The organism is Bacillus sp. YC2, from assembly GCF_019891195.1.
Taxonomy (GTDB): Bacteria; Bacillota; Bacilli; order Bacillales; family Bacillaceae; genus Bacillus.
This window is the reverse complement of sequence record NZ_JAHXDO010000016.1, coordinates 48,182-59,717: the sequence shown is the minus strand read 5'-3', so window position 1 is coordinate 59,717 and position 11,536 is coordinate 48,182. Positions and strand designations below refer to the sequence as shown.

10 protein-coding genes and 1 other annotated feature (1 of these 11 only partly in view) are annotated in these 11,536 nt (G+C 44.6%); all 10 genes read left to right on the top strand.

All coding sequences use genetic code 11. The features are described from left to right. Nucleotides 1–285 precede the first annotated feature (285 nt). The 10 genes from ctsR (at nucleotide 286) to gltX (ending at nucleotide 11,340) form a co-directional block, all read left to right on the top strand. A complete protein-coding gene (gene ctsR, locus KY305_RS18460; RefSeq protein WP_061521311.1) occupies nucleotides 286–750 on the top strand; it encodes a transcriptional regulator CtsR in 465 nt (154 codons plus the stop codon). 13 nt (nucleotides 751–763) lie between these two features. Next, nucleotides 764–1,321, top strand: coding sequence for a protein-arginine kinase activator protein McsA (mcsA, locus tag KY305_RS18455; protein ID WP_223063740.1), 558 nt, complete (start codon nucleotides 764–766; stop codon nucleotides 1,319–1,321). Further along, nucleotides 1,321–2,412 (top strand): protein-arginine kinase McsB, encoded by a 1,092-nt coding sequence (mcsB, locus tag KY305_RS18450; protein ID WP_223063738.1) that lies wholly within the window; start codon nucleotides 1,321–1,323, stop codon nucleotides 2,410–2,412. Before mcsA ends, mcsB begins: the two co-directional genes overlap by 1 nt. After that, on the top strand, nucleotides 2,409–4,841 hold the full coding sequence (gene clpC, locus KY305_RS18445) for an ATP-dependent protease ATP-binding subunit ClpC (RefSeq protein ID WP_223063737.1): 2,433 nt from the start codon (nucleotides 2,409–2,411) through the stop codon (nucleotides 4,839–4,841). The genes mcsB and clpC overlap by 4 nt, the downstream gene beginning before the upstream one ends. Nucleotides 4,842–4,935: 94 nt before the next feature. Further along, a complete protein-coding gene (gene radA, locus KY305_RS18440) occupies nucleotides 4,936–6,315 on the top strand; it encodes a DNA repair protein RadA (protein WP_223063736.1) in 1,380 nt (459 codons plus the stop codon). Nucleotides 6,316–6,318: 3 nt separating this feature from the next. Beyond that, nucleotides 6,319–7,401 carry a DNA integrity scanning diadenylate cyclase DisA gene (disA, locus tag KY305_RS18435; RefSeq protein WP_223063735.1) on the top strand — a complete coding sequence of 361 codons (1,083 nt, stop codon included), beginning with the start codon at nucleotides 6,319–6,321 and terminating at the stop codon, nucleotides 7,399–7,401. Nucleotides 7,402–7,516: 115 nt separating this feature from the next. Further along, nucleotides 7,517–8,617, top strand: coding sequence for a PIN/TRAM domain-containing protein (locus KY305_RS18430; RefSeq protein WP_223063734.1), 1,101 nt, complete (start codon nucleotides 7,517–7,519; stop codon nucleotides 8,615–8,617). Between the two features lie 12 nt (nucleotides 8,618–8,629). Continuing rightward, entirely contained in the window at nucleotides 8,630–9,328 is a 699-nt protein-coding gene (gene ispD / locus KY305_RS18425; protein ID WP_223063739.1) for a 2-C-methyl-D-erythritol 4-phosphate cytidylyltransferase, read from the top strand. Continuing rightward, on the top strand, nucleotides 9,321–9,797 hold the full coding sequence (ispF, locus tag KY305_RS18420) for a 2-C-methyl-D-erythritol 2,4-cyclodiphosphate synthase (RefSeq protein WP_214803871.1): 477 nt from the start codon (nucleotides 9,321–9,323) through the stop codon (nucleotides 9,795–9,797). Before ispD ends, ispF begins: the two co-directional genes overlap by 8 nt. A 91-nt stretch (nucleotides 9,798–9,888) precedes the next feature. Next, the gene (gene gltX, locus KY305_RS18415; RefSeq protein WP_214803872.1) at nucleotides 9,889–11,340 is read left to right on the top strand and encodes a glutamate--tRNA ligase; all 1,452 of its coding nucleotides are present in this window, start codon (nucleotides 9,889–9,891) and stop codon (nucleotides 11,338–11,340) included. Nucleotide 11,341: 1 nt separating this feature from the next. Then, nucleotides 11,342–11,536 (top strand) — a binding site (T-box leader); it runs 37 nt beyond the window's last position.

Sequence of the window (11,536 nt, the reverse complement as noted above, 5' to 3'; positions counted from 1 at the left end):
CGCCGATGGTAGTCGGGGGTTTCCCCCTGTGAGAGTAGGACGCCGCCAAGCAATCGTAAAGGCAGCTCATTGTGAGCTGCCTTTTTTGTTTTTTTCTGCAACAGAAATGGGTCATTCGCTATATAATAATATAAAAGCCGCAAAGTTCATTTTGCAAAAGTAGGTTTTACGCCTGTGCAAAGTGGAAATAATAGAGATAGAGCGATACAGTTGAAAAATTTTGAGAAACACCTTATAGTAAGATTAAAGTCAAATATAGTCAAAGTCAATAAAGGAGGGGGTTGAGTGGGACATAATATTTCTGACATTATTGAACAGTACTTAAAGCAAGTATTAGATCAAAATGGCAGGGAAATTTTAGAGATCAAACGCAGTGAAATTGCGGATAAATTTCAGTGTGTTCCTTCCCAAATTAATTATGTCATCAACACCAGATTCACAAGCGAAAGAGGATATATTGTTGAAAGCAAACGGGGAGGCGGCGGTTATATTCGAATCATTAAAGTTAAAATGAATAACGAAGTCGTCCTCATCAACAATATTATTTCGCAGATTCACACCCATTTGTCTCAGGCAGCCTCTGATGACATTATTCTCAGACTGTTAGAGGACGGGGTTATTTCCGAAAGAGAAGCTAAAATGATGGTGAGTGTAATGGATCGCTCAGTTTTATATATTGATCTGCCGGAACGGGATGAACTGAGAGCCAGAATGATGAAAGCAATGCTGACATCTTTAAAACTAAAGTAAGCGGGTGAAAAGATTGATTTGTCAAGAGTGCAATGAGAGACCAGCCACTTTTCACTTTACAAAAGTTGTTAATGGAGAAAAACAAGAAGTTCATATTTGTGAACAATGTGCAAAAGAAAATAATGATGCATACGGAATAAGTGGAAATCAAGGGTTCTCAATTCATAATTTATTGTCAGGACTGCTGAATATGGAGTCTTCATTTCAAAATACCGGATCCCAGATGTTCAGCTACTCAGAACATGGTTCAGCTTGTAAAAAATGCGGTATGACCTTTCAGCAATTTAGAAAAACAGGGCGGTTCGGCTGTGCGGAATGTTATAACACATTCTACAGTCAAATTACTCCGATATTGGGTAAAGTCCACAGCGGAAATACGGTTCATGCAGGGAAAATTCCGAAACGCATAGGCGGGAACCTTCATGTGAGACGGCAAATGGAAATGTTAAAAAAGGAACTCGAATCATTGATACATCATGAAGAGTTTGAAAAAGCCGCACAAGTAAGGGATCAGATCCGTTCATTAGAGCACGAATTAAAAAGCACAGACAGTGAGGAGGAACAAGGGTAATGTCGCTCCAGCATTTTATTCAGGACGCATTAAGCAGTTGGATGAAGCGGAAGGGGCCTGAAAGTGACATTGTACTCAGCAGCCGTATACGGTTGGCCCGAAACTTTGAAAATATAAGGTTTCCTGCCCGATATACAAATGAAGAAGCCTCATCCATTATTGAGCAATTTGAAGAACATTTTTCAGGAAAAGAACTGCCCGATATCGGTAAATTTCTTTTAATCAGAATGAGTGAGGCACAACCTTTGGAGAAACGTGTGCTGGTGGAAAAGCATCTCATCAGCCCTCATTTAATCGAATCCCCCTTCGGAGGCTGTCTGCTGTCTGAAAATGAAGAAGTCAGCGTCATGTTAAATGAAGAAGACCACATTAGAATTCAATGCCTTTTCCCGGGCTTTCAGCTTCTCAATGCTATTAAGGCAGCAAACCAGGTTGACGACTGGATTGAGGAGAAAGTAGATTACGCCTTTGGGGAAAAGAGAGGATACTTAACGAGTTGTCCTACAAATGTAGGGACGGGATTAAGGGCTTCGGTCATGATGCATTTGCCTGCACTTGTGTTAACTAGGCAAATGAATCGAATTATACCGGCAATTAACCAATTAGGCTTGGTTGTGAGAGGAATTTACGGGGAAGGCAGCGAAGCATTAGGAAATATCTTTCAAATTTCAAATCAAATCACACTCGGAAAATCAGAACAGGATATTGTCGATGATTTGAACAGTGTGGCTGCCCAACTGATTGAGCAGGAACGCTCTGCCCGAGAAGCGCTTTATCAAACCTCTAAGATTGAATTGGAGGATAAGGTATTCAGATCTTACGGAGTTTTATCCAACTGCCGGATGATTGAATCGAAGGAAACGGCAAAATGCCTTTCTGACGTTCGGCTGGGGATAGACTTGGGTATCATTAAAGACCTATCCAGCAATATACTTAATGAACTGATGATTTTGACTCAGCCTGGTTTTCTGCAGCAGTATTCGGGCGGTGCATTACGGCCGAACGAAAGAGACGTGAGAAGAGCGGCTCTAATCAGGGAAAGGCTGCATTTAGAAACGAGTGCAAATAGACAGGAGGATGATTCGATATGATGTTTGGAAGATTTACAGAGCGAGCGCAAAAGGTATTGGCATTAGCACAGGAAGAAGCACTCCGCTTAGGTCATAACAATATCGGTACTGAACATATTTTGTTAGGTTTGGTTCGCGAAGGCGAAGGGATTGCGGCAAAAGCGCTCCAGGCACTTGGGCTTGGTTCAGATAAAATACAAAAAGAAGTAGAAAGCTTAATCGGACGGGGACAGGAAATGTCTCAAACTATTCATTATACCCCAAGGGCAAAAAAGGTCATTGAGCTAAGTATGGATGAAGCGAGAAAACTGGGCCATTCCTATGTCGGTACAGAGCATATTCTGCTTGGACTGATTCGTGAAGGTGAAGGCGTGGCAGCAAGGGTTCTGAATAATCTCGGTGTCAGCTTGAACAAAGCAAGACAGCAAGTGCTTCAGCTGCTCGGAAGCAACGAAACGGGATCATCTGCTGCAGGTACGAACAGCAATGCGAACACTCCGACACTTGACAGCTTAGCACGTGATTTAACTGCGATTGCTAAGGAAGACAGCCTTGACCCGGTTATTGGACGCAGCAAAGAAATTCAGCGCGTTATCGAAGTGCTGAGCCGCAGAACGAAAAACAATCCTGTATTGATCGGGGAGCCCGGAGTCGGTAAAACAGCGATTGCTGAAGGACTTGCACAGCAAATCATTAATAACGAAGTTCCGGAAATTTTACGCGATAAACGTGTGATGACCCTAGATATGGGAACAGTGGTAGCCGGCACGAAATATCGCGGCGAGTTTGAGGACCGCTTGAAAAAGGTCATGGATGAAATACGCCAGGCCGGCAATATTATCTTATTCATTGACGAACTTCACACGTTAATCGGAGCCGGAGGAGCAGAAGGCGCAATTGATGCGTCAAATATCTTAAAGCCTTCATTGGCGCGCGGCGAGCTTCAGTGCATCGGTGCGACAACGCTTGATGAATATCGTAAATACATTGAAAAAGATGCCGCTTTAGAGCGCCGATTCCAGCCGATCCAAGTTGATCAGCCGTCAGCAGATGAAAGCATTCAAATACTGAAAGGCCTGCGTGATCGTTATGAAGCGCACCACCGTGTATCCATTACAGATGATGCGATTGAAGCGGCGGTTAAATTGTCAGACCGTTATATTTCAGACCGCTTCCTGCCGGATAAAGCAATCGATTTGATTGATGAGGCTGGTTCGAAAGTGCGTCTCCGTTCATTCACAACGCCGCCGAACTTAAAAGAGCTTGAACAGAAGCTTGATGAAGTACGGAAAGAGAAAGATGCTGCCGTACAAAGCCAAGAGTTTGAAAAAGCCGCTTCGCTTCGTGATACTGAGCAGCGTCTGAGAGAACAAGTGGAAGATACGAAGAAGACCTGGAAAGAAAAACAAGGCCAAGAAAACTCTGAAGTATCTGTTGAAGATATCGCAATGGTTGTATCAAGCTGGACCGGCGTCCCGGTTTCTAAAATTGCGCAAAAGGAAACAGATAAGCTTTTGAATATGGAAAATATTCTTCATTCCCGTGTCATTGGCCAAGATGAAGCCGTTGTAGCGGTTGCGAAGGCCGTCAGACGTGCCAGAGCGGGGCTGAAAGATCCGAAGCGCCCGATTGGTTCATTTATCTTCTTAGGCCCTACAGGCGTAGGGAAAACAGAGCTGGCGAGAGCGCTGGCGGAATCAATTTTCGGTGATGAGGAAGCGATGATCAGAGTGGATATGTCCGAGTACATGGAGAAACACTCGACTTCACGCCTTGTCGGTTCTCCTCCGGGATATGTCGGCTATGATGAAGGCGGTCAGCTGACAGAAAAAGTGAGAAGAAAACCTTACTCTGTCGTGCTGCTCGATGAAATTGAAAAAGCGCATCCTGATGTGTTCAACATTCTTCTGCAAGTGCTTGAAGACGGACGTCTGACTGATTCAAAAGGGCGCACCGTTGATTTCCGAAATACGATTCTCATTATGACGTCAAACGTCGGGGCGAGCGAGCTGAAACGCAATAAATACGTCGGCTTTAACGTCCAAGATGAGACGCAAAACCATAAAGACATGAAAGACAAAGTCATGGGAGAACTGAAGCGAGCCTTCAGACCGGAGTTTATCAACCGGATCGACGAAATCATCGTCTTCCATTCCCTTGAGAAAAAACATCTTACAGACATTGTGTCACTTATGTCTGACCAGTTAACAAAACGCTTGAAAGAACAAGATCTCTCTATTGAGCTGACAGAGGCTGCGAAAGCAAAAGTAGCCGATGAGGGTGTCGATTTGGAATACGGCGCACGTCCGTTAAGAAGAGCGATTCAAAAGCATGTGGAGGACCGATTATCAGAAGAGCTGCTCAGAGGTAATATTGATAAAGGCCAGCACATCGTTCTTGATGTTGAGGACGGCGAATTTGTCGTAAAAACAACTGCTAAAACGAACTAATATAGTGACAAACATGAGGCATACAGTAAGCAAGTGTATGCCTCGCTTTGTTATATAGAGAAATATTTGATAAGGAAGAGGTTTTACATCATATATGGCTAAATCAAAAACTAAATTCATCTGCCATTCATGCGGGTATGAGTCCGCGAAATGGATGGGAAAGTGCCCCGGCTGCGGAGCTTGGAATACAATGGTGGAAGAGACCATAAAAAAAGCGCCGGCGAATCGGCGGGCAGCCTTCTCACACTCAGTTCAAACCGTACAAAAACCATCACCTATTACATCAATTGAAACATCTGAAGAACCCCGCGTTCAAACCAAGCTCGGCGAATTCAACAGAGTGCTTGGCGGCGGCGTTGTGAAAGGTTCGCTTGTGTTAATCGGAGGCGACCCCGGGATCGGAAAATCAACACTCCTTCTTCAAGTATCCGCTCAGTTAGCAGACACAGCAGGCAGCGTGCTTTACATTTCTGGTGAAGAATCTGTGAAACAAACGAAGCTTCGCGCTGACAGGCTTGGGATCAACAGCCAATCGTTACATGTTTTATCTGAAACCGATATGGAGTATATTTCGTCTGCTATACAAGAGATGAAACCTGCATTTGTTGTCGTTGATTCCATTCAAACCGTTTATCAAAGCGATATTACGTCGGCACCCGGCAGCGTATCACAAGTAAGAGAGTGTACCGCTGAATTGATGAAAATCGCGAAGACAAACAGCATACCCATTTTTATCGTGGGACATGTAACGAAAGAAGGATCTATCGCAGGGCCGAGATTGCTTGAGCATATGGTTGACACCGTTCTATACTTTGAAGGAGAACGTCATCATACATTCCGTATTTTGCGGGCTGTCAAAAACCGTTTCGGTTCAACAAATGAAATGGGCATCTTTGAAATGCGGGAAGAGGGGCTTACGGAAGTTTTGAACCCGTCTGAGATTTTCTTAGAAGAGCGGTCTGCCGGAGCTTCGGGTTCCAGTATCGTAGCGTCTATGGAAGGAACGAGGCCGATTTTGGTCGAAATCCAGGCGCTGATTTCACCGACCAGTTTTGGAAACCCGCGCCGCATGGCTACAGGGATTGATCATAACAGGGTGTCCTTATTAATGGCTGTGCTGGAGAAGAGAGTGGGTCTCTTGCTTCAAAATCAAGATGCATACTTAAAAGTCGCCGGCGGCGTGAAGCTGGATGAACCGGCAATTGACTTGGCCGTGGCCGTCAGCATCGCTTCAAGCTTTAGAGATACACCGCCGAATCCTGCAGATTGCTTTATCGGTGAAGTTGGTCTGACAGGAGAAGTCCGCAGGGTATCAAGAATAGAACAGCGCGTAAAAGAAGCAGCAAAGCTTGGCTTCAAGCGCATGGTAATACCTGAGGCGAATCTAGACGGATGGACAAAACCAAAAGGGATTGAGGTTGTCGGAGTAGCAAATGTTGCCGAAGCGCTTCGTACTTCATTAGGAGGATCATAATAGATGGAAAAAGAGAAAAAAGGGGCGAAACAAGAGCTTGACCTGTCTGCAATCTTGCAGTTTGTCGCACCGGGAACACCGCTCAGAGCCGGGATAGAAAATGTTCTGCGGGCAAACACAGGCGGCCTGATTGTTGTCGGATACAACGATAAAGTAAAGGAAGTAGTGGATGGAGGCTTTCATATTAATACATCATTCGCGCCCGCTCATTTATACGAGCTGGCAAAAATGGACGGAGCCATTATTTTAAGCGATTCCGGCCAGAAAATCCTGTATGCGAATACGCAGCTCATGCCGGAGGCGACAATTTCTTCTTCAGAAACAGGAATGAGACACCGTACGGCAGAACGTGTAGCAAAGCAGACGGGCTGTCTGGTCATCGCGATCTCTGAACGGAGAAACGTCATTACGTTATATCAGGAAAACATGAAGTATACACTAAAGGATATCGGTTTCATTTTAACAAAAGCAAATCAAGCCATTCAAACGCTTGAGAAATATAAAACCATTTTAGACAAAACGATCACGGCTTTAAACGCTTTAGAGTTTGAGGAGCTTGTGACGTTCAGTGACGTGCTGTCTGTCATGCATCGTTATGAAATGGTGCTTCGTATTAAAAATGAAATCAATATGTATATTAAAGAGCTTGGAACGGAAGGCCATTTAATCCGCTTGCAGGTGATCGAGCTGATTACGGATATGGAGGAAGAAGCGGCTCTTTTCATCAAGGATTATGTAAAAGAAAAAATTAAGGACCCATTTGTGCTATTAAAAGAGCTTCAGGATATGTCCAGCTATGATCTGCTTGATGATTCCATTTTGTTTAAGCTGCTCGGATACCCGGCCTCTACTAATCTCGATGATTATGTGCTGCCGAGAGGGTACAGGCTGCTGAATAAAATACCGCGTCTGCCGATGCCGATTGTTGAAAATGTAGTAGAGGCGTTTGGATTTTTGCCTAGTATTACGGAAGCCAGCGCTGAAGAACTGGATGATGTTGAGGGTATAGGCGAGGTGCGGGCCCAAAAAATTAAAAAAGGCTTAAAACGTCTGCAAGAGAAACATTATATCGACAGACAGCTTTGAGTTTCGGTTAAACCTGTGTGAATACGGGTATATTATTGTTAGTTTTTGTTTATTCTGATATTTGTAGGCTTCGACAGCCTTCATAAAAAAATGTTTTTTAAAAGGAGGTGGAGGTATGTTAAAACGAATAGTTCAGGCGTTCTTCATTATTGTTGGCGGCGTTGTTGGTATCTTTTTAATACCTGAATTGTTTGTACTGTCAAATATACAGGACATACCTTTGATAACAAACGCATATACGTCTGCGGCAATTGGTGCTATTATCTTTTTTCTCATCAGTATGTGGACAACAGAATATGTGATTAATTGGGTAAAATGGATTGAAGATTCTTTGCTGAGAGCCCCGGTGCCGGATCTGTTATTTGGAAGTCTCGGATTGGTTTTTGGACTTATCATCGCATATCTCATTGTAAACGTGATTCCGCTTGACAATATACCGTACCGCATATTCAGCACCATCATTCCGGTCTTTTTAGCTTTCTTTCTCGGTTATTTAGGCTTCCAGGTCGGATTTAAGAAAAAGGATGAGCTCATCACCCTGTTCTCCATTTCTTCAAGAATGCAGAAGAAAAAAGGAAGTGGTGACGAGGAGCAGGAAGAGCAGGATAAAAGGCTGAAAATCTTGGATACAAGTGTTATTATTGATGGGAGAATTGCAGATATTTGCCAGACCGGCTTCTTAGAGGGAGTCATTGTCATTCCTCAGTTTGTGCTTGAGGAATTACAGCATATCGCCGATTCTTCAGATGTATTAAAACGCAATAGAGGACGCCGCGGCCTCGATATTTTGAATCGTATTCAGAAAGAGCTGGATATAACGGTCGAAATTTATGAGGGTGACTTTGAAGACATTCAAGAGGTTGACAGTAAGCTTGTCAAACTTGCGAAGCTGACATCCGGCGTCGTGGTAACGAATGATTTTAACTTAAATAAAGTATGTGAGCTTCAGAAGGTTGCAGTACTGAATATTAATGACCTTGCAAACGCAGTGAAGCCGGTTGTGCTTCCGGGTGAAGAGATGAACGTGCAAGTGATTAAGGACGGGAAAGAGCATAATCAGGGTGTGGCTTACTTAGATGACGGCACGATGATTGTCGTTGAAGAGGGCCGTAATTATATAGGGAAGCATATTGATGTGCTCGTAACCAGCGTACTGCAGACAGCGGCGGGACGAATGATTTTTGCCAAGCCTAAGCTGTTGGAGAAGGCTCTTTAGAGGGAGAAAATGATGGAGTATGTTGTAGTCATCCCGGCCGCCGGACAAGGGAAACGGATGAAGGCTGGGAAAAATAAGCTATTGATCAGCTTAAAAGGAACGCCCGTTATCATTCACACATTACGGGTATTTGAAAGCCACCGTCCATGCAAAAAAATCATTCTGGCGATAAATGAGAGTGAGCGGGAGGATTTTCATCAGCTGCTTGCTCGGTTTCCGATCGGAACGGAGATCGAGCTTGTCGCTGGAGGGCAAGAGCGTCAGCACAGCGTTTATGAAGGGCTGAAAGCGATCAACAAAGAGTCTGTTGTCCTTGTTCATGACGGGGCGCGCCCGTTTGTCACACACGAACATATTGATAAGCTCGTTGAAACAGCAGAGCAGACGGGAGCGGCTGTCCTGGCTGTTCCTGTGAAAGACACGATAAAGCGGGTTGAAGGCTCCCAAGTTGTGGAGACCTTTGACCGTTCAAGCTTGTGGGCCGTCCAAACGCCGCAAGCTTTTCGTCTTTCTTTATTAAAGAAGGCGCATATAGAAGCAGAAAGCAGAGGGTTTTTAGGTACTGATGACGCCAGCCTCGTCGAGCGGCTTGACGGCTGTTCAGTGCATGTCGTGGAAGGCGGCTATACCAATATAAAGCTGACAACGCCTGATGATCTAATATCAGCGGAAGCAATCATGAAAGCGGAAAGTGGGAATCATAATGTTTAGAATCGGACAAGGATTTGACGTACATCAGTTAACGGAGGGCCGCCCTCTTATCATCGGCGGAATTGAAATTCCGTATGAAAAAGGGCTGCTCGGGCATTCCGATGCTGATGTTTTGCTGCATACAGTGGCTGACGCGTGTCTCGGAGCTGTAGGCGAAGGGGACATCGGCAAGCATTTTCCGGATACTGATCCTGAGTTTAAGGATGCAGATTCATTCAAGCTGCTTCAGCATGTCTGGAACATCGTAAAAGAAAAAGGTTATGTGCTTGGAAATTTAGACTGCACGATTATTGCGCAAAAACCGAAAATGGCCCCGCATATTGATGATATGAGAAAAAGAATAGCGGAAGGCCTTGAGGCAGACGTCTCCCAGATTAACGTAAAAGCAACGACAACAGAAAAGCTCGGGTTTACAGGCAGAGCGGAGGGAATTGCGGCACAGGCGACTGTACTGATCCAAAAAGCCTGATCATTGCTTTGATGCCCGGTCTATTTGGTGGTAGAATAGATACATATATTCGGCTTGAGGCTACAGACGAGATGAAAGGAAGTATTTGAACATGGGAAATGAAGTACGTGTTCGTTATGCACCGAGTCCGACCGGACATTTGCATATCGGTAACGCCAGAACGGCGCTTTTTAACTATTTATTTGCCCGCAGCCAAGGCGGGAAATTTATTATCCGCATTGAGGACACCGACAAAAAGCGGAATATTGAAGGCGGAGAGCAAAGTCAGCTTAATTACTTAAAATGGCTGGGTATGGACTGGGATGAGAGTGTGGACGTCGGCGGAGAATACGGCCCGTACCGCCAGTCTGAACGTAACGATATTTACAAAGTATACTATGAAGAGCTTCTTGAAAAAGGGCTTGCTTATAAATGTTTCTGTACGGAAGAAGAGCTTGAGAAAGAGCGTGAAGAACAAATTGCCCGTGGAGAAATGCCGCGCTACTCCGGCAAACACAGAAACCTGACTCAAGAAGAGCAGGAGAAGTTTTTAGCCGAAGGCAGACAGCCGAGCATCCGTTTCCGTGTGCCGGAAGGGAAAATCATTGCTTTTGACGATATCGTAAAAGGCGAGATCTCTTTTGAATCAGACGGCATCGGCGACTTTGTTATCGTTAAAAAAGACGGAACACCGACGTATAATTTTGCAGTAGCGATCGATGATTACTTAATGAAAATGACGCACGTGCTCCGCGGCGAGGACCATATTTCAAATACACCGAAACAGATTATGATCTTCCAGGCTTTCGGCTGGGATATTCCTGTCTTCGGCCATATGACGCTTATCGTGAATGAAAGCCGCAAAAAACTAAGTAAACGTGATGAATCGATCATTCAGTTTATTGAGCAGTACGAAGAGCTGGGCTATCTGCCTGAAGCGCTGTTTAACTTTATCGGTCTTCTCGGGTGGTCGCCTGTCGGTGAAGAAGAACTTTTCACTAAGGAACAATTTATTGAAATTTTTGATGTGAATCGTTTATCGAAGTCACCGGCTCTGTTTGATATGCATAAACTGAAATGGGTCAACAACCAATACGTAAAAGCGCTGGATCTTGATCAAGTTGTCGGGCTGACGCTTCCGCACTTGCAAAAGGCCGGTAAAGTCGGCACTGAGCTTTCTGCAAAAGAGCAGGAGTGGGTGCGCAAGTTAATTTCTCTTTATCATGAACAATTAAGCTACGGCGCTGAAATCGTCGAGCTGACTGATTTGTTCTTTAAGGAAGAGATCGAGTATAATCAAGAGGCAAAGACTGTTCTGGAAGAAGAACAGGTTCCTGAAGTGCTCAGCGTATTTGCCGCAAAGCTGGAAGAGCTTGAAGAATTTACGCCGGAGCAGATTAAAGCCTCAATTAAAGCAGTGCAGAAAGAAACTGGGCACAAAGGCAAAAAGCTGTTCATGCCGATTCGTGTTGCGGTTACAGGCCAGACCCACGGTCCGGAGCTTCCGCAGGCCATTGAGCTGATCGGCAGAGAAACTGCTGTGAAACGCCTGAAAAGCATTTAATATACGATTGTTGACAGGGAAGAGTATAAAACAAATGACCATTACAGAAAGAATCTTCATCGGCTGAGAGAGATTCATGTGTCATGTTTTAGAAGTGCGCCCTTAAGACCTTTGAAGAACATTTCTGCGGAAATCAGTATTTAAAGGCGGCCGCCGCCGTTACCGGCTGAGTTGGGAAAACAGCCATTTGTTTTCC

Bases quoted from the DNA above. Each gene is read 5' to 3' on its own strand.
- gltX (WP_214803872.1), top strand. From the start codon at position 9,889: ATGGGAAATGAAGTACGTGTTCGTTATGCACCGAGTCCGACCGGACAT.
- ispD (WP_223063739.1), top strand. From the start codon at position 8,630: ATGGAGTATGTTGTAGTCATCCCGGCCGCCGGACAAGGGAAACGGATG.
- mcsB (WP_223063738.1), top strand. From the start codon at position 1,321: ATGTCGCTCCAGCATTTTATTCAGGACGCATTAAGCAGTTGGATGAAG.
- KY305_RS18430 (WP_223063734.1), top strand. From the start codon at position 7,517: ATGTTAAAACGAATAGTTCAGGCGTTCTTCATTATTGTTGGCGGCGTT.
- disA (WP_223063735.1), top strand. From the start codon at position 6,319: ATGGAAAAAGAGAAAAAAGGGGCGAAACAAGAGCTTGACCTGTCTGCA.
- ispF (WP_214803871.1), top strand. From the start codon at position 9,321: ATGTTTAGAATCGGACAAGGATTTGACGTACATCAGTTAACGGAGGGC.
- clpC (WP_223063737.1), top strand. From the start codon at position 2,409: ATGATGTTTGGAAGATTTACAGAGCGAGCGCAAAAGGTATTGGCATTA.
- radA (WP_223063736.1), top strand. From the start codon at position 4,936: ATGGCTAAATCAAAAACTAAATTCATCTGCCATTCATGCGGGTATGAG.